Source organism: Mariniphaga sp., assembly GCF_041687215.1.
GTDB lineage: Bacteria > Bacteroidota > Bacteroidia > Bacteroidales > Prolixibacteraceae > Mariniphaga.
Window position 1 is genome coordinate 52,697 of sequence record NZ_JAWLCI010000010.1, and the last position, 21,874, is coordinate 74,570.

A 21,874-nucleotide genomic window follows, 5' to 3' on the forward strand; every position below is an offset into this window, starting at 1 on the left:
TTTTTTACAAAGCCAAATGAACAATGGTAATTCCGGCGCCTCCAAAATCTACATGTTCGTCTTTAAAATTGCGCACCATGGGTTCTGTACGCAAATAGCTTCTGATGGTTTCTTTTAGAATGCCATGCCCTTTGCCATGTAAAATACGTAACTCCGCCACTTCAAACATGATAGCTTCATCAATAAATTCCTGAATTTTGGGAATAGCTTCCTCTGCCCGTTGTCCGCGAATGTCGATTTCGGGTTTGAAGGTTAGCCGCCGTTCAGAATAATTGCTTAACAACCGGGTTCCTGCCCCTGACCGGGAACTTTTTTCAACTTTTTTTGCCTCGTTGTTACTCAGTCGTTCCACCTGCTTGCGGGGCAGGGTGGTGATGAGCTGCCCGAATGCCACCACTGCATTTTTATCGTTCAGTTCAATTAAATCTCCAGTGGTTTGCTGGCCAATAATTCGAACCTTATCTCCGGGTTTTAATTCAACGGGTTTTTCCGGTTTCTTTTTGCTGATTTCTTTTTTTGAATCTGAAGGCCGTTTCTGATTTCGTTTTTTTTCACGCCGCCGAAGTTTCTCCATTTTTGCTTCAATGCCTGCATCATTTTCGGAGGTATTTTTTTCTATCTCACTTTTCAGTTTTCCCAGTTTTGTCCTTGCCTGTTTGGTTTTTTCTTTTTCGGCCTGCGCTTGTTTTATTTCGAGGATGGTATTTTCAATTCGTTTGTTCACGCCGGCAAGCAAAACTTCAGCATCCTCCCGTGCTTTTTTCAGAATTTCTTTTCGCTGTTTTTGGGTTTCCTTCAGCTCGGTTTCATAATTAACGGCCATGTTATCGAGGATCTTTTCGACCTTTCTGATTTTATCCCGCTTGATTTCCCAGTACCTTTTGTCGCGGTTTATTTTGCGAAGGTTGCGGTCAAAGTCAATATGTTTTTTCCCCACTTTTTCAGTGGCCTTTTCCAGAATTTCTTCGGGAAGCCCGATTTTTCGTGCAATCTCAAATGCAAAGGAACTTCCGGGTTTGCCAATTTCAAGTTGAAACAGCGGGTTCATATTTTGGGAATCGTACAACATGGCACCGTTCACAATTCCTTCGGCTGACGAGGCAAAATGTTTCAGGTTGGTGTAGTGCGTAGTAATCACGCCAAACGCCCGCAATTGATTCAACTCGTCGAGTATGGCTTCGGCAATGGCGCCGCCCAGCATGGGCTCGGTGCCGGTTCCGAATTCATCGATAAGCACCAGCGTGTTTTCGTTGCTGTTTTTTACAAAATGTTTCATGTTCATCAGGTGCGAACTATAGGTGCTCAGGTCGTTTTCCAGGGACTGCTCGTCACCAATATCGATAAAAAGTTGCCGGAAAATACCGGTTTTACTGGCTTCGTTTACCGGTATAAGCAGTCCGCACTGCAGCATGTATTGAAGCAATCCAACAGTTTTCAGGCATACCGATTTTCCACCGGCATTTGGACCTGAAATAAGCAGGATATGATTTTTTTCTTCGAGGTGAATATTGAGCGGAACGATTTTTCGGTTTTCACGTTTCAGCGCCTGCTGCAAAAGCGGGTGAACTGCCTTTTGCCACTGAACCAGCGGCGCTTTCTGCAACTCAGGCCGAATGGCGTTGAATTCCACAGCCAGCAAGGCTTTGGAACGGATAAAATCAATTTTGCCTAAAAAGTCATAGGAGTAAAGCAAGTCGGTGAGGTATGGTCGGATGTCATTGGAAAATTCGGTGAGGATGCGCACAATTTCCCGGCGTTCGGCATATTCCAGTTCGCGGATTTCATTGTTCATTTCCACTATTTCGTTGGGCTCCACATAGGATGTTTTGCCTGTGCCCGACTCGTCGTAAACAATGCCTTTTATTTTGCGTTTGTTTCCGGCTGAAATGGGAATGACAGCCCGCCCGTCACGGATAGAAACCGAAGCATCTTCGTCCACCAGTCCGTCCTTTTGCGCCTGTTTTAAAATAGCATGTAACCGTTTCGACATGTTTGAGTTCAGCGACAAAATACTTTTCCGGATTTGCGCCAGCTCGGGTGAGGCATTGTCGCGTATTTTTCCGAATTTGTTGATGATGGCCTCAATCCGATCGTAAATGTAAGGGAAAATCTGTACTCGTTCTGTTTTCTTTTTCAGCAAAGGAAAAATGTCCTCTTCCTGCTTTTTGAAAAACTGCACAATGGCCCGCACCGATTCCAGCGAGCGTTTCAAATCAAACAACTCTTCTGCTTCCAGAAAACGGCCTTCAATTTTAATTTTTTGCAAGGCGCTGCGTAAATCGTAAAAATGGCTCGATGGGAAATTTTCCACCTCGCGAATGATACGGCAAAACTCATTTACTTCGCCCAACTGCTGTGAAATGGTTTCAAAATCATCCTGAAAATGCATGGCATCTACCCATTCGCTACCCATTGGGCTGAGGCATTTATTGTGCAGCATCTCCCGAATGCGGTCGAAACCTACCTTTTCTTCAAAATGTGGCGGATAAATGTTTTGCATTGTTTCATTTTAAAACCGCTGCAAAAGTAGGGAATGTAGTTTCAAGTTCCAAGTTTCAAGTTTCAGGTTTGTCCTTTGTCCTTTTACAACTGATTAATACAGGTTAGCTCCAGTCCGTTGGTCAGGTTGCTGTACTTAAAATAATTGTGGTTGCTGTTGGTTGTTTTAATCCACAACTTTTTTCGTTCTATCCCAAGGCCCGATTCAGATATTAACCGCTCAAAACGATTGATTCCCATACCGGTTATTTTTAGTGCATAGAACATCGGACGGGCTCCCATCACCGGATGTCGTTCCCTTATAGCTTGTACCATTTCGATGGTACGTGTTTCAATGAACGCTTGCTTTATCTGCCTTTTTTGCTGGCGAAAGTAATCTTGCCGTTTTATGCCTGCCACGAGATAAAGCATTTCTATCTTCATGCCTGTTTCTTCCCGGTGCTCCCGGAACCAGTTCAGGACCTGGATTCGAACTTTTTTTTGATGTCCTTTTCCGTTATTTCTGAACCAAAATCGATTACCTTTTTAAGGTACTCTATTTCAACCTGCTTTTGTCCTACAAGTTGTTCAAGCTCTGAAACCTTCTTTAAAAGCCAAAAGGTCTTGGTCTGTTCTGACTCTTTCTGTATAACTACTCTTTCATTCTGACCCGCATAGCGCGAATACTTGCGAATCCACTTGTAAATCGCTGTGCTGGAAACCTCATAAATCCGTGACAACTGCAAGACCGTGATTTTGCCGTCATCGATTTGTTTAACTTTCTCTTTCTTAAAGTCTGTGCTAAATTGACGAACTTTTCTAATTTTGTTTCCCATAATAAGGCAAATTTAAGAAGTTATCAACTAAACTTTTTGTCACCTTATTTCATGGGAGGACAGCTGTGCATGCCTAAATAAGGTTGACTTTTTTTCGTACTTAAGGCTTCGGATCGAGACTCTTAATTTCAGCATAAACTCATTTACAGCGCATTTTTGGAAGAATATCCAATAAAAAAATTTTGGTCAAATCCACTTTACGATATGTAAAATGTATATTTTATAAAACCATAAAAGCAACCAAAAAGCTGCTTTTTGCAGGGCAAATCATGGGTATTTAAGATTTTTTACGATGTATTCTTTTGGGTGAATATTATTTAAATTGGAATTCCAATTTATAATCACTGAACCGGGGTATCTTTGGGTTAATTCCTTTTGCGACTAAATTGACTGGCAATTCTTTATAATTGTTTTGTAATCTGATTTTTGGGGAGCCCCACAGCATGTTACAAAGATTGTATCGTTTTTCACTCTTATTTTGGCATCCAATTTTATGAACAATGCATCTGCTGATCTTACAACCACAAAACCTGAACAGACAATGACCGGATGAGTTTCTAAAATACGGTCCTTAAGCAGCTATCACAAAATTTAAAATAACTTTGTGAGTGTTTACTAAAAAAACAATTGGGTGTAAGTACCGTTTATATTACATGCACAGCTAACTTTAAAACCGGAATTCGGATTAAGTTTTAACAGAATTTACAGAAACAGATGGATGCGCCATAAAAAACTTGTAGCCATAACAATTTTTCTTCTTTCCTGCATTCTTTCTCCGCGTTTATTGCAGGCGCAGGAAAATTTTGAAGTCAGACAAGTTGATTTTAAAGGGAACAAAACCCTTAAAAAAGATTTCCTGCTCGAAAAAATGGCTTTAAAAGAAGTTTCATGGATCGAAAAAAAATTCACAAAAAAAGAACCTTTTTTATATAGTCAGGAACTCATGGATCTTGACCTGGAGCGCCTAAAGCGAATATACCAGACTGAAGGTTTTTTAAATGTTCAAACCGCACTTCAGCCTTTGCTTGTAAACGAGAAAAAGCAAATGGTAAAAATCATCATTGAAATCACTGAAGGAGAACCTGTTGTTGCCGATAGTCTGTCATTGATTATCGCAAACAGTTCCGAGAACCTGGATGCGGATTCGCTTTTCAGGAAAATTTCAGGAAAATTAGAATTGAAAGAAGGCAAGCGGTTCCGTGATGAAGCGCTGAAGCAGGATACCCGTTTTATAGAAGATGCTTTCCGAAACCTGGGTTACGCTTACTCTGTTGCCGATTACAGTCTTCATTTTAAACCGGAAAAACTAACAACCGGCATCCGCTATACAGTTCAACCCGGTCCGGTATCCTATTTGGGTGAAACTCAAATTTCAGGAAACAAAAACGTTTCCGAAGAGTTTATCCGAAAGCAGCTAAAGTACAAAGAGGGCGATTTATACGATAAATCTTTACTTGACAGAACCCGGCAGAATTTGTATAGTTTGCAGTTGTTCCGGGTGGTTTCTGTTTTGCCCGAACGGGAACCCCAAATACAAAAAAGCCCGATTCCGGTAAATATATACATTGAAGAAGCGCCTCGGATAACAACCCGGTTTGGAGTGGGTTACGGCACCGAAGACAAGTTCCGGACTTTCCTTGATTTGAATTACCGCGGATTTTTGGGTGGCGCCCGCCGGATAAACCTTTACCTGAAACATTCGGCTCTGGAACCCTATTCGGCACGATTACGCTGGATTCAGCCCCGGTTTCTCGGTTTTAACAGCACCATTTCGGTTAATCCGTTTCTAATAAGAAACAAAGAACCCGGTTACAATACGCGCACTTTTGGGGTGAACATTCCCCTCACCTACCAATTTTCGCCGTCAACAACCGGAAAAATAACTTACTATCTCGAAAACGTGCAGCAGCGAATTGAAGCCGGCGATTCTGAGTTTCTGAACATGGAAAGCAGCAAATTCCTCTACAACAAATCCGGGATTTTGCTTAGTGGTGTTTTCAATAATTCCGCACCAACCTTCTCACCGGTGAATGGCTTTAACCTGTCAATAAACTACAAGATAAACGGACACATTTTTGGCAGTAATTTTAACTACTCACGGCTTTGGGGCGATGTCAGAACCTATCAGGACATAGGCGATTTTGTGCTGGCTTTTCGGTTTATGGCCGGCGGAATCAGTTCTGCCGACAGCAGCAAATTTATTCCAGTTGAAGACAGGTTTTATTCCGGAGGAAGCAATTCCATTCGGGGCTGGAACCGTTCCGAACTGGGGCCTAAACGGGAAAGCGGAACACCACAGGGTGGAAAAAGTATTTTCGAAAGCAACTTTGAAATTCGGTATCCGTTGGTTTGGCGGTTGAGTCTGGTGGCCTTTTTCGAGGCAGGAAACGTTTGGGAGAAATCATGGTCGTACGATTTTAATAACCTTGCATACGCTGCCGGTTCGGGTTTGCGCCTTGAAACGCCCATCGGCCCGGTGCGTTTTGATGTTGGCGTTCCATTATGGAACGAGAAAAGAAGCCCGCAGTTTTTCATCAGTGTAGGACAGGCATTTTAATATGAAGGGAGGAATTAAATACGGTTTGGTTATTCCGGGATCAATTATCCTGGGAATCCTGCTTTTGGTAATGCTTGCCGGCCTGCTCATTCAAACCGAACCAGCCAAACGAAAAATTGCCCGGATTGCCGAAACGCAGGTGAACAAAATCATCAACGGAAACCTTTCTGTCGGAAAAATTGAGGGCAACTTTTTTAGCAGTATTTCCATTCAGAATGTGATGGTAACCATGGGACCGGACACACTGGCACAAATTGATGAAATAAAGGCCGGGTATAATCTTTGGCCGCTTTTGCGAAATACCCTCGATATTCAATTCGCCGAAATTATCCACCCCCGGTTTTTTCTGAAACAGGTAAACGATTCGGTTTGGAATGTTCAGCAGATTGTAAAAACCGTGGCGGAAAAATCGGACACTGAACCAGAAAGTTCAGGAAATTTCAATATAAAACTACCCCTTTTCAGGTTGGTAAACGGAATTATCCGAACCGAAACAACTGACACCATCATTCCCCAACGGATTGAAAAACTGAACACAGAGCTTTCGGTTTTTTGGTTTGAAAATGAACAGCAAGCGCAACTGAAACAGTTTTCATTTTCCACCCGAAATCCTGATTTCAACCTGAAGCGCCTTGAATTTGGCCTTTCACAAAACAATGAATTCATCGAACTGCAAAATTTCAAAATCGAAACGGGCATCAATCAAATTAGCGGAGAGGCCGGATTTTCACCGGAACAACAGGCAGGAAATGCCCATATTGAAATTCCTGAACTGAACCTTTCCGAATTCAACTATTTTCTGCCATACCTGAAGTTTCCGACAACTCCCAACATTAAACTGCAGGCTGGCATGGAGGAAAATAAGGCACGTGTATCAATCCAACTGGAAGATCAAAACCAGCAAATCATTCTTCAGGCTGCTTCCGGCAATTTGGCCGATTTCCTCTTCAATTCAGAAGAAACTATCCTCTCGTATTCACTGGAAGGAAATTTTTCAGATGTGAATCTCGTTCATTGGCTGGGAATGACGGATTTGCCCTATACGTTAAACGGAAATCTTTCTGTAAACGGACAAGGAATAGATCCCAAAACTGCAGAAATTGCGCTAAAAGGGGAATTAAACAACTGGGTAATTCAGCACAAACAACTCGACAAAATCACTTTCGACCTCAGTTTAAACAATGGAAACCTTGCCGGACTAATGCAGGGAAACGGCCAGTTCGGAAGTTTCAAACTGAATCCGTCGGTACAAAACCTGTTTGATATTCCAACTTACACCATAGGATTTTCAGCCAAAAACCTGGATTTGGAAAGGCTCACAGGAATTGATGATTTAAATTCCAACCTCAATCTAACAGCCAGCATTAATGGAAAAGAATTCGATCCTGAAAAAATTTCAGTCTCTGCCCGGATGAACATGCTGGGTTCCCGCTTTCAACACATTCAAATAGATACATTGGTTACAAAGGTAGCATACCGAAATCAAAACCTGAAAGTGGATACACTGCGTACCAAAACCCAATCGGCACTGCTGACAGCAAGTGGTAATTACAGTTTTACCGGGCAGTCTGATCTACAACTTCAGGCAACAATTTCCGGACTGGAAGAATTTTATGCCTACCTGCCAGACAGCAGCCTGGAAACCAACGGAACAATCAGGGCCAGACTTTGGGGTCGTCCCAATAATCTGTCACTGGAAACCACTGCCGAACTGGATTCCAGCATGTACGGAGAAATTACGATGGCAAAACTCAACCTGAATGCAACGGGACAAATTACTTCTGCTGATACCCTCTTTGATGCCCGAGTGGTTGCACAAAAAATTCAAACAGGCGAACTGCTTATTGACTCGGTGACAACACATGCCATTGGAAATACTGATTCGCTGATTCTTACAGCAAAACTGGCGGCGCGCGAATTAACCACTCAAATTGAAGCCGGAATAATACCGGCAGATCCACTGAAAATAAGCCTTTCGGACTGGAAAGTGGACTATAAAAACCAGAAATGGGCGCTGAAACAACCACCGGCAATTATTGAACTGGATGCACAGAATTACCGAATAGAAAACTTCAATATGGTTTCAAACCACCAGGAACAGGAACAGTTTATTGCTGCAAACGGAGTAATCAATCTGACGAATGAACAGGATTTTCATCTCGAAATCAGCGGATTAAACCTGGAAAATGTGATGCAGCTTTTAGAACTTGAACAACCGGTTACCGGACTTTTCGGACTTGAAATCGATTTAAAAGGAAAAACCGATTCCCTTTTACTGAATTCCCGGTTTTCGTTTACAGAGCCAGGATTTGACAAGTTCAAGCTAAAAGACATCACCGGAAAAATGGAATATGCTGGTAACCGTTTCGTTATGGAAACACTTGTGGCTCCCAACGATAGTGGCAGAATTGAAATGTCGGCTGCTTTTCCTTTGGAAATTAACGCAGACAGCATGAACGTTGTGTTCAACATGAATGACCCGGTTACAGGCAAAATAAACATCGGTAAAATTTCGATGACCCTACTGGAAGAAATGGGATTTATTGACCAAATCGCCGGTATTTTTGAAGCGGAACTGGATTTTGCAGGCACTTTTGAAAATCCGGAAATGGAAGGGAAATTTGCCTTTAATGAAGCAGAGTTCAGTGGATACCGGTTTTTGCAATTCGAAGGCGACCTGAATTACGATGATAATCTGTTTTCGGCAGGTTTAAATGTGGTTCCGCAAGACAGCGGCAAACTGGAAGCCCGGGCTGAAATTCCGCTTCGCTTTTATCCCGATTCCCTAAAATTCGGGTTCAGTCCCAAAGATTCGGTGAAAGGCAGGGTAATTCTTGAAAAATTATCGCTTGAACTTGTGCAGGCCATGAATCCGGACGCCAATATCGGCGGATTTATTGAAGGTGATTTAAACCTTTCGGGCACAGTTGAATCACCCAATCCGGAAGGAAACATCAGGCTGCGGGATGCTTCGGTGGAAATACGCGAATTTGGAATTGACTACAAAAACGTTGGGCTGAACCTAAACTTTTTACGGGATAAAGTTCGGGTAGAAAATCTTTTGGTGAGAAGCAGCGACGGAAGTTTAACAGGTTCCGGACAAATGGATTTTGTTTCGGATTTATACAAGGGTGACATCAGCCAGTCAGAAATTACCCTGAAATTTAATCGCTTTCAACCATTTAATCACCGCCAGTTTAACATGCAAATGAACGGAAGTGCAACGTTTGGAGGTAAAAAAGGAGAAGTGGTTTATGGCGGCGACATTACCATTCCCCGCGCCGAAATATTTATTCCAACCGTTTTACGCATGTTGGGCCGCATTTATGTTCCCGATCTTCCCAAACCAATTCTGGTAGAGGAACTTGAAAAAACGGAACAAATAAACGATACGCTGTTTCTCTCAGAAAATCAACCAGTTGATTCAGACACAGTCAGGCTTGATTATTTTGACAATTTTAAAGGAAATCTGCGCATTCGTATCCCAAGAAATACATGGATTAAAAACGATGACATGTACATTGAAATTTCGGGTGATGTGGAATTGCGAAAAAACTTTGACTTTTTCGAATTGTTTGGCGCGGTGGACGTTGTGCGCGGACAATACGATTTGCTGGGCAAAACATTTGTGATTGATGAAGGCGCCATCAGTTTTCAGGGTGGCGAAGACATGATGCCAAACATGGACATCACGGCATCGTACGCATTCCGCAATCCGCAGCGGGTTGAACAGAACCTCTCGGTAAACGTCAGAGGAACAGCCGAATCGCCCGAAGTAAATTTCCAGCTCGACGGAAGCTCAATAAGTGAAGGCGATGCCATTTCATATATTTTATTTGGTAAAAGCATGAACGAACTCACCATCGACGAGCAGGACAACATGGACGGTGCCGGAGGTGGAAGCCTGGCCGGAAGGGCTGCAGCTTCAATTCTCACCTCACAGCTCACCAACTTTTTGGGTGAAAAACTTGCGGTGGATTACATCGAGGTGAAAAGCGACGGAGGATTTGACAATGCAACGGTAGTGGTGGGAAAATACATTACCAACGACCTGTTTGTAAGCTACGAACAACGATTTGGTGAAACCCATGAAAAAGACATGGTAAAATATGAGGTTAAGCTGGAATATGAACTGTTTCGTTTTCTGTTTTTGGAACTGAACAATTCGTCGAGAGCCAGTGGTTTCGATGTAATTTTTAAATTTGACTCCAAATAACCGTTATCATGGAATTTCTGATTGCAAATGGCAAAGTAGCCAAAACCGATGAAATAAATCTGAATCAAATCCTTACGGAATCAAATTTCAGACTTTCGCAAAAAATTTGGTACGGTTACGGTGGCATTCCGTTTTTTTCAGAAAACATTGAACAGATAAAAAAACAAGCAGAAGCGCTTAAATTGCCTTTCCCAAAAGAATTTGAAAACCCAGGGGAACTGTTTCGGATTACCAAACGCATGTTGAACAAAAATAAATTCTATCGCTCCGGATATGTTTATTTTCAATTATTCCGGAATAAGAATAAGGTTCAAACCCTTATTACAGCCAGTGCTTTTCAGGAATTCGATTTTCCGTTTGCTGAAGCCGGATTACTGGCTACTTTTTCAATCCAAAAAAAACTATCGCAAAATCCTTTCAACCGGTTTCCCTTTTTTAATGAAATGCTTTGGCAGACAGGTCTTTCAGAAATACATCACAGTACGCTTCAGCAGGTTATATTTCTGAACGAAAACCATTCTGTTTGCGAATGTGCCCATGCCAATATTTTTTTGATAAAGGAAAATGAACTGATTACCCCTTCTCTTGCAACAGGTTGTTACGAAGATGTGTTACGGTCTTTTGTATTGAAATCAGCAAAACTGGAAGGTTTGAATGTTTCGGAAATTACCAGGATTGAAGAATCGAAAATTTTTGAAATGGATGAAATATTTTTGGCATCAGAAAATGCAGGTATTCAATGGATTCTGGGTATCGGAAACAAACGGTTTCTCCACTATTTTTCAAAAAAAATTTATGAGGTTTTGAAAGACAAAATCAAACTTAATTCATAGCCGGATTTTCCGGAAAATTTTCCCAGACGGAATAGCGGGAACCTGCTTTTTTAACAAATTCGGTCCACGATTCCTGATGTAAATCCTGCATTACGGTTTCCTCGTCCACATCGGTAACCAGCCACGAATCCTCTTTTATTTCCCTTTCAAGCTGACCTGAATCCCAACCTGAGTACCCCACAAAAAATCGGATGTCGGTTGGTGGAATAATTCCGGCAGAAATTTGTTGTTTCAGAACATCAAAATCACCACCCCAATATAAATTTCCCAAAACATGAATGCTGCCGGGAAGTTTTTTCCCCAACCTGTGGATAAAATAAATGGAATCTGTAGCAACTGGTCCTCCAAGGTAAACATCGGCATTAAATTCGGGAAAACCGGGAAGAATATCGTGAATAGCCAATTCTACCTTTTTATTCAAAATAAATCCGACGGCACCTTTGTCGCTAAAAGCAACTAAAAGAATAACCGACCGATTAAAATAATTGCCCGGCAAAAACGGCTCGGCAATTAAAATCCGGCCTTTTTGCGGTGCCACATTATTGGTTTGAATTCTGAATATGTCTAAATTGTTTTTCATACTAAAAAGCAATATAATAAAAATACAACTATCCATCAAACAGTTGATCTATACTTTACAAAAATTATGCGATTTTTTTTACAGGCAATTAATCTTCTTCAATTACAATAAACAAATCTTCATCGGGTTTGCTCATGTAATATTGTTCGCGGGCAAATTTTTCCAGTTCTTGCTTGCCGGCATTCAGGTCTTCCAGTTTTTGTTTATCCTCCTCAATGCGATCCAGGTAATATTCCTTTTGTTTATTCAGTTCGTTCAGCCGCTGTTTATTTTCGGCATGCGAAACAAAACTGTTTTCGTCGAAAAAAACAATCCAGGCCAAAAACAGGACTGATGCAATAAAGTATTTGTTTTTCAATACTTTACTCCACTTATTTTTATGTTGCTTTTCGTTTGCCATAGCTGTTTCTTTCACATTCAAAAGTAACACAAAAAGAAAGCAAAAAAAAGAGGGACAAATTATTTCGTCCCTCTTTTTATAAACACTCTTCCGTTAACTTCTAATTACGCTTCATCCGGTAAAAAATTCGGATATAAATAATTAGTTGGCGGAACAAAATTTTCCTTGATGGTGCGAATGGAAACCCAACGCAGGAAATTGAAAACTGAACCGGCTTTGTCGTTTGTTCCTGAGCCACGCGCTCCGCCAAATGGCTGCTGGCCAACAACAGCGCCTGTGGGCTTATCGTTGATATAAAAATTACCAGCAGCATTGGTCAGCCGATTGGTAATTTTTTCAATGTTGTAGCGGTCTTGCGAGAAAACTGCACCAGTAAGCGCATATATTGAAGTTTTATCGAGTATATCCAGGGTTGCATCCATTTTCTCGTCAGGATACACATAAATGGTTAAAACCGGACCAAACAATTCTTCCTGCATGGTAACATAATCAGGTTTTTTGGCTTGAATAATTGTTGGCTCAATAAAATAGCCAGTCGTTTTGTCGCATTTACCGCCAAAAATAACTTCTGCATCTTTGTCTTCGCGTGCCCTGTCAATAAAACCTTTTAGTTTATCAAATGAAGATTCATCAATTACAGCATTTATAAAATTGGTAAAATCTTCGGGTGGACCCATTTTAACAGTGGCAAGCATATCGCCCAACTGCTGTTTAAGTTTTGGCCAAATGCTTTTTGGCACATAAACCCTTGATGCGGCTGAACATTTTTGTCCCTGGTATTCGAATCCGCCACGAACAATTGCAGTGGTAAGTTCAGGAATATTAACGGTGTTATCTGCAAAAATGAAATCTTTACCGCCGGTTTCCCCAACAATTCGCGGATAGGTTTTGTATTTGTAAATGTTGTTTCCGATGGTTTTCCAAATACTCTGAAACACTTCGGTGCTTCCGGTGAAATGAATTCCGGCAAAATCAGGATGGGTTAAAACCACATCGGCAGTAACCGGTCCTGAGGCAAAAACCAGGTTAATTACTCCGTCAGGCAGGCCGGCTTCGCGCAGTACTTCCATAATTACACCGGCAGAATAAACAGCGGTTTTAGATGGTTTCCAAACCGAAACATTTCCCATTAAAGCGGGAGCCACAGGCAGGTTGCCTGCAATGGAAGTAAAGTTAAACGGAGTGAGCGCGAAAACAAATCCTTCCAGAGGGCGGAACTCATTGTAGTTCCAGATTCCGGGAGCCGACTCGGGTTGCATTTTGTAAATATCAATCATGGCCTTCACTCCAAACCGGTAAAAATCTGCCAGTTCACAGGCGGCATCAATTTCAGCCTGAAAAACATTTTTCGACTGCCCAAGCATAGAAGCAGCATTTATTTTTGCCCGGTACGGACCTGCCAACAAATCGGCAGCTTTCAGAAAAATGGAAGCCCGGTGCTGCCACGAAAGATTGGCCCATTTCTCACGCGCTTCAAGCGCTGCATCAATGGCCATTTCAACATGACTGGCATCGCCCTGGTTGTAATACCCCAATGTATGGCTTATTTCATGTGGAGGAACCATTCTTATCTTTCTGTCGGTAAATACATCTTTACCACCAATTACCATTGGAAGTTCAACTTCTTTTGAACGAAGCTCTTCCAGCATTTTTTTTACTTCAATTCTCTCAGGAGAACCGGGAGCATAGCTTAAAACAGGTTCATTTTTCGCTACAGGCACATTAAAAATTCCTTTTGGCATATTCAATAGTTTTTAAATTTCACCATTTCTTTATGCAAAACTAAAAATTCAAGTCCATCAAAATCATAACAAAAATCATTTGGAATTAAAAACAAACTAAAACAAAATTCTGACATTTAGATACTTACACAAAAACAAAATAAAAACGAAACAAAAGTCATATTTTTAAATTCGAAATTCATCAGAACTTTGTAACTTAAATTTATTTTAAAATGTAATTGATATTATGCCATTATCTTTATTTTTATAGCGTTGAACAAACCTTTTTACCATATTATTACAGAAAAGCTGTGGCCCGAAAGTTCTGCTGAGAACAAAAAAAAGCTTTTTGAACTTTTTATTGCTGTTGCAATTTTGGGTGTGGCAACCCTTGTTAACTTAATAATAAAATTAACGGCCGGCAGCGGTAGCTTTTGTTTGATTTGCGACATCGGGCTAATACTCATTCCTGTGCTTGCGCTTACGTGTCTTTTAAATTCAAAAATTAACTGCGCTTTAAATACTATTTTTGCTGTTCCCCTTTTTGTTTATGCCTATTTTATTTCCGATTTTTCCATTCATCCGCAACCTGCCGACACGGTTTACCAATCGGTTGGATGGCTTTTGGCAGGAGCCTTTTTCCTTTTTTATTTTGCTGAATCGGAAACTAAAATTGTTCTTTATTCAATTCTATCAGCTTTTACCTTGTTTTTTCAATTACTAAAGGCCAATCAATTTTTTGGATTCTTTACCGGCTCCAGTATTTTACTTCCTCATCCTCTGGTTACTTTCCTTTTAATTGTTGCTGCCGGTTTTTTTCTCAGAAGAAAATATTCCCGAATTGTGGAAAAACTAACCGAAAATCTGAAATCGACCCGTCAGGGAATTTCAAAGGTTGTGCGGGAAACTGGCTTTCCGGTGGCTGAAATAAAAGCAGTTCGCGACGAAGAAGGAAACGTAGTTCAGTTGAAAATAGAAAAAGTAAATAACGCTTTTGAATCATTTTTCAACATTCAATTATATGAAGTAAAAGAACAGGAAGCCAACTATATTTTTGAACTGGTTTTGCGTGATCATTTCGACCTAAACAAACTTATACTTTTTGAAAACCATAAAACCAAAGAATATCATGCATCGAAACTTGATCTTTGGTTTAAAATACACATTCTTAAACCAGACTATAACAGATTTTATGTAATTCTTGAGGATTTTACGAAAGAAAAGAAAAAACTGGCTGAACTAGAAAACAGCAAAAGACGCTACAAAGTATTACTGGAAGCCATTCCCGATATGTTTTTTGTTATTGGGAAAGACGGAACCTACGAAGATTTTGTGGTGAAAGAAAGTGACCTGTACAAACTCGATGACGCCAATATTATTGGAAGTACAATTTTTGATGTTGGTTTTCCGCAAAACATGGCAGAAAAAATATTAAAGTGCATTCATTCGAGCCTGAAAAATAATTCCATAGAAACCATTGAATATTCGCTTGCCACGCCAAACGGAACTTATTTGTTTGAAATGCGTTTGGCGAAACTTAATTCAAAATCGGTTATTTCAGTAGCGCGAGACATTACCCGGCGTAAAACTGCAGAATTTAATCTGGAACGGGCCAAAAAGAAAGCCGAAGAAAGCGATCGCCTGAAATCAGCCTTTTTGGCCAATCTGTCGCACGAAATTCGTACACCACTGAACATTATTACCAATTTTACCCGCATGCTCGCCGAAGGTGGTTTGGGAAGCTCAGAGCGCTTAGAACTTTCTGATGCCATTTCGCAAAACGGTACCCAGTTGCTGAACATGATTGACAACACCATTCACCTGTCGAAAATTGAAACTGATTCGGTGGATATTTCTATGAACTTTTGCCCGGTTAACGCTCTTGTGCGCGATACTTACAATCGCTACCGAACACTTATTCCCGATGGAAGACAGGTAAAAATGATCCTGGATTTGGATGTGCCCAACCCGTCATTTGGTTTCGTAACCGACCGGCGACTCCTTTTGGAAACCCTTCAGATTTTGGTTGACAATGCCATAAAATACACCCGCCATGGAGAAGTCTTACTGGGTTACGAGATGCTGGGAACCGATGCAATAAAATTTAGGATCTCCGATACAGGAATTGGCATTCCTCCTGAAGAAACTGAGAATATTTTCAGCCGGTTTTACCGGGTAAGAAATGAAATCAACGATATGACATCCGGCTCGGGAATCGGACTTCCCATTGCCCAGCACTATGTTCAGCTTTTGGGAGGCGAGTTAAAACTCGAATCAACACCCGGTAAAGGAACTACCTTTTGGTTTGCCCTTCCTTTTAAAGAAGGACAAGGCTATTTAAGGGTGGTTAGCTGAGTTGAACTGAAATATTTATTTCCCCGTCTTTTTTTGAAGGATTCAATTTTATATTTAGTTTTGACTGCTACTAACAGCAGCAAATTTAGGAATGAGAGGCTATAAAAATCCATTTACAGTTTGTTAACCCTCGAAGGTTATATTGTACTGGCAGTGGTGGTTTTGACCATTGTTGCGCTTGCAAAAGAAGTCATGCGCCCCGGATTGGTTTTCTTTTCATCTGCTGTTGTTTTAATGTCAACCGGCATTATTTCAAGCAAAGAATTACTGTCTGGTTTTTCCAACAAAGGAATGATAACCGTTGGTGTACTTTTCCTGGTCAGCGAAGGAATTCGCCAGTCGGGAATACTGAACAGGCTGGCTCAAACCTATCTCCCGCGAAAAAGAGGAAGAATGGTTTTCCTGATTCCACGAATCATGCTTCCCGTTTCGGTTTTATCTGCATTTCTGAATAACACGCCGGTTGTAATTATTTTTGCTCCAATAATTAAAAGGTGGGCTGAAAAATTAAACCTTTCGCCCAAAAAATTTCTTATTCCTCTCTCCTATGCCACCATTCTGGGCGGTACATGTACGTTAATTGGTACTTCAACCAACCTCGTGCTTCATGGATTAATGATTGACAACGGTCTTCCGGGGTTTGGAATGTTTGAGTTGGGGAAAGTAGGATTGGTGATAGCCATAATTGGTACTATTTACCTGGCCATTGCCGGAAACAGGTTGCTACCGGGCAAAAAAATACATTTTAATTCAAAAAGTTCAGCCGAATTTAAAGATTATTATTACGATGTTGTTGTTCCTGAAAACAGTAACCTTGCCGGCGTGGAAATTAAAAATGGCAGGCTGAAAGTGTTGAATAAGCTTTTTGTGAAATGTATTGAACGGGACAGCAAAGTGATTAAAACCAATAAAGGTCCTCACACCATTCAGGCAGGCGACAAACTTCTGTTGGCTGGAAAATCGGACCGGTTGAACTACATTCTGGCCAATGAAAATATTATACTAAGCGGATTTAACCTCATCAAAAATATTCCCAAAGAAAAACTTAAACAATACGAGGCAGTTGTTTCACCGCGTTTTCCCGGAATAGGAAAAACCATTCCCGAGTTCAATTTCTTTGATCATTATCAGGCTGTGGTTTTAGCCATTCACAGAAATGGTGAACGTATAACATCCAATCTCAATAAACTGAAAATTAAATCAGGAGATAATCTGGTGTTGCTTACCACCGATAAATTCATACAAAACTGGGGCGAATCAAAAATATTTTACCTCACTTCCTATATCCGCGATTACCGCAGTACGGGCACATTCTGGAAAAAATGGCTGGCTTTTATTATTCTTTTGGTCATGATTATTGGCGCAACAGTTGGTCAGTATTCCGAATCACCTGCCGGCCTTACTTTTGACATGTTTTTCTTTTCCATCCTGGCTGCAGTGCTTCTTATCTGGCTGAAAATTATGCCCCACCAAAAGTACACCAAATATATTAGCTGGGATGTGCTGATTACCATTGCCTGCTCATTTGCCCTGAGTAAAGCGTTGCAAAATTCAGGTGCTGCCGAATCACTTGCCCGTACAACAATTAATTTTTCACGCGGCCTTGGCCCCATCGGAGTATTGGCAGCCATGTATATCATTACTTCCATTTTTACCGAAATAATTACAAACAACGCCGCCGCAGCCCTGGTTTTTCCCATCGCGTTTGCTGCCGCACAACAATTAAATGTAGATCCCAAACCATTTTTTGTTGCCATTGCCATTGCGGCATCAGCAAGTTTTTCAACCCCAATCGGATATCAAACCAATCTGATTGTGCAGGCCATTGGCGGTTACAAATTCATTGATTACGTGAAAATTGGATTTCCGCTCAATATTCTTGCCTTTATTCTTTCGTTGATATTTATTCCTCTTTTTTGGAACTTTTAAGTAAGTATTATTAAAAATATTAAACATTACTTTATTTTTGTCTGCACTGAAAAAAATTACTGATTTTCATACCAGAAAAAAATCGCACCATGAAACGTTTAGGTGAAAGAATAAAAAGTAAAAGAGAAAGTTTGCACATGAAGTTAAACGAACTGGCTAAAAAAGTAAACATTAGTTCAAGTGCATTGTCGCAAATCGAAAAAGCAAAGGCATTTCCTTCGGTTATCACATTAAAATCAATAGCTGACAGCCTGTACACCACTGTTGGTGAGCTAATTGGAGAAAACGAAATTCTAACAAACAACCCTTTGGTAAAGTTCAGAGAAAAAAGTTTTGTTGAGAAAAACCATTCGGGCACCTCACTTTTTCTTCTCTCGAACCATGGAAACGGCAAACAAATGGATACCTTTTTAATTGAATTTGAAACCGGCTCAAATGCAGAGGGAATCATGAAAAATCACCCGGGCCAGGAATTTTGCTTTGTTTTGGAAGGAAAAATAGAATTTACATTAGATGAAAAAATATTTCTGCTTGAGAAAAACGACAGTTTCTATTTCAATTCGGCCCGGTCGCATTCTGTGCGTAATGTTTCGAAAAAAAACTCACAAATTATCTGGGTTGTTACACCGCCTGAAAACTAACAACAGTATTTTCGGTTCTTTCTTACGGTTTTTTCGCCCCTCAACAATCAATTATCCATTTTGACATTAAAAAACAATTGTACATCACGTAATGTTAAACTGATGTTATGCACCTTTTAAAATAATTAAGTATTCATTAACTTTTTTATTTATGCTTAACAAATATTAAGCACAGCTTCAATATTTAAATTGAATAAGGTACTTTCGCTGTTGAAAAAATTGCTCAGTAAAAAGGGGGTTATTCAGCAAAATCTTAATGGAAAAGAAAGAAAATGGTTATGAACAGTTTAATTAAAATCCTAAAAGAAAAAAATATCCAACTTCCGGACAATGTTTCTGATGTATTGAATAACTGCAAAAGTTTGACAGTTTTTAATACAACGGAAGAGCTGGCCGAAGCTTCCACAAACGGTATAGAAAACGACGAATTCAGTGTTAAATACGATGTGCCAGGCAAAGGTGAATACACCGAAGTAATTGTGCACCGCGTAAAAAACGGGATTTCGGCCAATTATACCGAACCCTATATGCGAAGAAGAGATCCGGGCACCATGTCGATTGCCGATAATTTGGCTACCGACAAAAAGAAATTCAGCGAAAAATATGGCTTTGAATTTCCTGCGCTTCAGGAAGAAACATACGGTTGGTTAAAAAAACAGGATTTAGCATGTTTCATTTACTTTGCCGGAAGAGAAGGAATAGGTTCCACCGGTATTGCCATTGCCCCTGCCAATGCTGCATTTTTTGCCATGGGTCTTTCTATGCTTCAGCAAATTGTGCCCCCTGCTGAACTTGAAAAAAATACAGAAATTAAATCGGTAATTTTTGTGGCACCGGTTTTCAGGCATACCCATTTTAACGGAAAACAGGTAGTGGTGCATAACCGGACGGAAAAAGTTCATGAACTTTATTCATATAACCTTTACCCGGGGCCAAGTGCAAAAAAGGGACTTTACGGCGTGTTGTTAACCCAGGGCGAAAAAGAGGGATGGGTTACTGCACACTGCTCGGCGGTGCAATCAATCAGTCCTTACGACAATGTAACAACCTTTATGCACGAAGGCGCAAGCGGTGGTGGAAAAAGTGAGATGCACCAGCATATTATCCGCGAGCCCGACGGCAGGGTGTTAATAGGCAGAAACCAGGTTACCGGCGAAGAACGTTTCATTGTCATTCCAAGGTTTTGTTCGTTTAAATCGGTGGCCGACGATATGGCTTTATGTCATCCTTCCATTCAGAAAAACAACGGAAAGCTTCGTATTCTCGATGCGGAAAATGCGTGGTTTGTAAGAGTTGACAGCGTAAAAGAATATGGCGACGACCCCCACCTTGAACAGGCAACCATTAACCCGGAAAAGCCATTACTTTTTCTGAATATTGACACAGTACCCCGCTCTACAGCGCTGATTTGGGATCACATTCAGGACGAACCTGGAAAACCTTGTCCGAATCCACGAGTTATTTTACCCAGAAATAATGTTAAAAATATTGTCAATCAACCTGTTTCAGTTGATATTCGCAGTTTTGGATTGAGAACTCCGGTTTGCAGCAAAGAAAATCCATCTTACGGAATCGTAGGTTTATTCCATATTTTACCACCTGCCCTGGCCTGGTTATGGCGACTTGTATCGCCACGTGGCCACAATAATCCCAGTATTGTTGGAACAGGTGCTATGGAAAGCGAAGGTGTCGGTTCCTACTGGCCGTTTGCCACCGGAAAACGTGTAATCCATGCCAACATGTTGCTCGATCAGATTATTAAAACTCCGCGAACTACATTTACACTTGTGCCGAACCAAAATATAGGTGTTTGGAAAGTGGGCTTCAAACCACAACTTCTTATGCGTGAATACTTGACCCGCCGTGGTGTGGCAAAACTCAGAAACGACCAGTACCAGCCGGCAAGAAGCAGTCTGCTCGGGTATGAGCTGAACTACCTCACCATAGAAAGTTCAAAAATTCCAACCCGTTTCCTGAAAGTTTACAACCAGTTGGAAGTGGGTACCGAAGGGTATGATGCGGGGGCTGAAATTCTGCAGGAATTCTTTAAAAAAGAGCTTCAAAAATTTTGGAAAGACGATTTATATAAAACCGGGAAAAAAATAATCGATGCCTGCTTATCCAGCGCAACGGTTGAAGACTATAACGAAATTGTTCCGATGAGCTACCAATATTCGTTCAACCAAATTGAAGATTACGAACAAAGCACAGTTTACCAGGAGTGAAACCAAATTAACCTGGTAGAGCTTTCACTAATGAAGCATTTTGTACAATGACTTTTGAAAAAAACATATTAAAAGCAGCTCAAATCATTAAGGATGGTGGAATTGTTGCATTTCCCACTGAAACAGTTTATGGTTTGGGTGCCGGTGTTTTTAATACCAAAGCTATTGAGAAAATTTTCAGGATTAAAGAAAGGCCATTTTTTGACCCGCTTATTGTACACATAAGTGAAATAAAACAGCTTGAGTTGCTGGTTAAAAAAGTAGATGAAAATATTCTAAAACTGGCAGAGAAATTTTGGCCCGGACCACTAACCATTGTTACAGAAAAAAATGAAAATGTTCCTGATTTGGTAACTGCTAATCTGCCAACTGTGGCCGTAAGAATGCCAAATCACCGGGCTGCATTGCAACTCATTCAGCAAGCAGGAACGCCAATTGCTGCGCCAAGTGCAAACAAATTCGGCAGACTCAGCCCAACAAATGCCAAACATGTACTGAAACAACTTAAAAATATTGACTTTATTATTGATGATGGAAATACCGAAGTAGGTATTGAATCAACAGTAATTTCACTTAACAGAGAAGGGTTTACATTATTAAGACCGGGAGTAATTTCAAAACAGGATCTCTCTGCTGTAATTCGATATACTGATAATAAATTTTTCATACAAGAAAGAGGTCTGCAATCTCCCGGTCTTTTAAAATCTCATTACAGTCCAAAAGTACCTTTATACATTTTGGGTGAAGAAAAGGTTAATTTATCAAACAAAAAAATTGGATTTTTAACTTTTGGTGCAAATAAAGAAAAAAATAACCAGTTGGTTACAGAAAACTTATCCCCCACAAAAAATTTAAAAGAAGCTGCAACAAAACTCTACGAGGCGCTCCATAAACTTGAAGAATCGGGAGTGGAGCTGATTATTGCTGAACCGGTACCGGAAACCGGAATTGGAATTGCAATTATGGACAGATTAAGAAAAGCAGCCGCTAAAAAAGAAAATCTGGCTGAAATTGTTGACTAACAAAACGGAATATTGTCTAACACTCTCTATTTGTGACAAATACTGCTTTGTTAAAAACTTGTATGAATTGTATTATATTTG

The 21,874-nt window shown here is 40.6% G+C and carries 14 protein-coding genes; 8 read left to right on the forward strand and 6 right to left on the reverse strand.

All coding sequences use genetic code 11. From position 1 onward, the window contains the following. Positions 1-4: 4 nt before the first annotated feature. The 3 genes from ACESMA_RS06035 to ACESMA_RS06045 all read right to left on the reverse strand — a co-directional run bounded on the left by ACESMA_RS06035 (position 5) and on the right by ACESMA_RS06045 (position 3,314). Positions 5-2,500, reverse strand: coding sequence for an endonuclease MutS2 (locus tag ACESMA_RS06035; RefSeq protein WP_372947879.1), 2,496 nt, complete (start codon positions 2,498-2,500; stop codon positions 5-7). A gap of 83 nt (positions 2,501-2,583) precedes the next feature. Continuing rightward, positions 2,584-2,922: a hypothetical protein gene (locus tag ACESMA_RS06040; RefSeq protein WP_372947880.1), complete on the reverse strand. Its 339-nt coding sequence runs from the start codon at positions 2,920-2,922 to the stop codon at positions 2,584-2,586. A 32-nt stretch (positions 2,923-2,954) separates the two neighbouring features. After that, positions 2,955-3,314, reverse strand: coding sequence for a transposase (locus ACESMA_RS06045; protein ID WP_372947881.1), 360 nt, complete (start codon positions 3,312-3,314; stop codon positions 2,955-2,957). Between the two features lie 718 nt (positions 3,315-4,032). Between ACESMA_RS06045 and ACESMA_RS06050 the strand changes: the two genes are divergently transcribed. From ACESMA_RS06050 to ACESMA_RS06060, 3 genes are read left to right on the forward strand one after another with little or no spacing between them, the layout of a single operon-like run. After that, positions 4,033-5,871: an outer membrane protein assembly factor gene (locus ACESMA_RS06050; RefSeq protein WP_372947882.1), complete on the forward strand. Its 1,839-nt coding sequence runs from the start codon at positions 4,033-4,035 to the stop codon at positions 5,869-5,871. Position 5,872: 1 nt separating this feature from the next. Continuing rightward, the gene (locus ACESMA_RS06055) at positions 5,873-10,087 is read left to right on the forward strand and encodes a translocation/assembly module TamB domain-containing protein (RefSeq protein ID WP_372947883.1); all 4,215 of its coding nucleotides are present in this window, start codon (positions 5,873-5,875) and stop codon (positions 10,085-10,087) included. An 8-nt stretch (positions 10,088-10,095) separates the two neighbouring features. Beyond that, positions 10,096-10,920: an aminotransferase class IV gene (locus ACESMA_RS06060; RefSeq protein WP_372947884.1), complete on the forward strand. Its 825-nt coding sequence runs from the start codon at positions 10,096-10,098 to the stop codon at positions 10,918-10,920. On the opposite strand, the gene ACESMA_RS06065 is transcribed toward ACESMA_RS06060, so the two are convergent. The 3 genes from ACESMA_RS06065 to pruA all read right to left on the reverse strand — a co-directional run bounded on the left by ACESMA_RS06065 (position 10,910) and on the right by pruA (position 13,642). Continuing rightward, entirely contained in the window at positions 10,910-11,500 is a 591-nt protein-coding gene (locus ACESMA_RS06065) for a YqgE/AlgH family protein (protein ID WP_372947885.1), read from the reverse strand. The genes ACESMA_RS06060 and ACESMA_RS06065 overlap by 11 nt on opposite strands. An 88-nt stretch (positions 11,501-11,588) precedes the next feature. After that, entirely contained in the window at positions 11,589-11,900 is a 312-nt protein-coding gene (locus ACESMA_RS06070) for an FtsB family cell division protein (protein WP_372947886.1), read from the reverse strand. Between the two features lie 104 nt (positions 11,901-12,004). Continuing rightward, positions 12,005-13,642 carry an L-glutamate gamma-semialdehyde dehydrogenase gene (pruA, locus tag ACESMA_RS06075; RefSeq protein WP_372947887.1) on the reverse strand — a complete coding sequence of 546 codons (1,638 nt, stop codon included), beginning with the start codon at positions 13,640-13,642 and terminating at the stop codon, positions 12,005-12,007. 252 nt (positions 13,643-13,894) lie between these two features. On the opposite strand from pruA, the gene ACESMA_RS06080 reads away from it, so the two are divergent. The 5 genes from ACESMA_RS06080 to ACESMA_RS06100 all read left to right on the forward strand — a co-directional run bounded on the left by ACESMA_RS06080 (position 13,895) and on the right by ACESMA_RS06100 (position 21,793). Further along, positions 13,895-15,976 carry an ATP-binding protein gene (locus tag ACESMA_RS06080; protein ID WP_372947888.1) on the forward strand — a complete coding sequence of 694 codons (2,082 nt, stop codon included), beginning with the start codon at positions 13,895-13,897 and terminating at the stop codon, positions 15,974-15,976. Positions 15,977-16,096: 120 nt separating this feature from the next. Then, complete coding sequence (locus ACESMA_RS06085) at positions 16,097-17,905, forward strand: SLC13 family permease (protein ID WP_372947889.1); 1,809 nt, start codon at positions 16,097-16,099, stop codon at positions 17,903-17,905. An 89-nt stretch (positions 17,906-17,994) separates the two neighbouring features. Next, positions 17,995-18,546, forward strand: coding sequence for a helix-turn-helix domain-containing protein (locus tag ACESMA_RS06090; RefSeq protein ID WP_372947890.1), 552 nt, complete (start codon positions 17,995-17,997; stop codon positions 18,544-18,546). 278 nt (positions 18,547-18,824) lie between these two features. Next, the gene (locus ACESMA_RS06095; RefSeq protein ID WP_372947891.1) at positions 18,825-20,771 is read left to right on the forward strand and encodes a DUF4914 family protein; all 1,947 of its coding nucleotides are present in this window, start codon (positions 18,825-18,827) and stop codon (positions 20,769-20,771) included. A gap of 47 nt (positions 20,772-20,818) precedes the next feature. Next, positions 20,819-21,793, forward strand: a complete 975-nt coding sequence (locus ACESMA_RS06100) for an L-threonylcarbamoyladenylate synthase (protein WP_372947892.1) — start codon at positions 20,819-20,821, stop codon at positions 21,791-21,793. Positions 21,794-21,874: the final 81 nt, after the last annotated feature.

Bases quoted from the DNA above. Each gene is read 5' to 3' on its own strand.
- ACESMA_RS06035 (WP_372947879.1), bottom strand. From the start codon at position 2,500: ATGCAAAACATTTATCCGCCACATTTTGAAGAAAAGGTAGGTTTCGAC.
- ACESMA_RS06040 (WP_372947880.1), bottom strand. From the start codon at position 2,922: ATGAAGATAGAAATGCTTTATCTCGTGGCAGGCATAAAACGGCAAGAT.
- ACESMA_RS06045 (WP_372947881.1), bottom strand. From the start codon at position 3,314: ATGGGAAACAAAATTAGAAAAGTTCGTCAATTTAGCACAGACTTTAAG.
- ACESMA_RS06050 (WP_372947882.1), top strand. From the start codon at position 4,033: ATGCGCCATAAAAAACTTGTAGCCATAACAATTTTTCTTCTTTCCTGC.
- ACESMA_RS06055 (WP_372947883.1), top strand. From the start codon at position 5,873: ATGAAGGGAGGAATTAAATACGGTTTGGTTATTCCGGGATCAATTATC.
- ACESMA_RS06060 (WP_372947884.1), top strand. From the start codon at position 10,096: ATGGAATTTCTGATTGCAAATGGCAAAGTAGCCAAAACCGATGAAATA.
- ACESMA_RS06065 (WP_372947885.1), bottom strand. From the start codon at position 11,500: ATGAAAAACAATTTAGACATATTCAGAATTCAAACCAATAATGTGGCA.
- ACESMA_RS06070 (WP_372947886.1), bottom strand. From the start codon at position 11,900: ATGGCAAACGAAAAGCAACATAAAAATAAGTGGAGTAAAGTATTGAAA.
- pruA (WP_372947887.1), bottom strand. From the start codon at position 13,642: ATGCCAAAAGGAATTTTTAATGTGCCTGTAGCGAAAAATGAACCTGTT.
- ACESMA_RS06090 (WP_372947890.1), top strand. From the start codon at position 17,995: ATGAAACGTTTAGGTGAAAGAATAAAAAGTAAAAGAGAAAGTTTGCAC.
- ACESMA_RS06095 (WP_372947891.1), top strand. From the start codon at position 18,825: ATGAACAGTTTAATTAAAATCCTAAAAGAAAAAAATATCCAACTTCCG.
- ACESMA_RS06100 (WP_372947892.1), top strand. From the start codon at position 20,819: ATGACTTTTGAAAAAAACATATTAAAAGCAGCTCAAATCATTAAGGAT.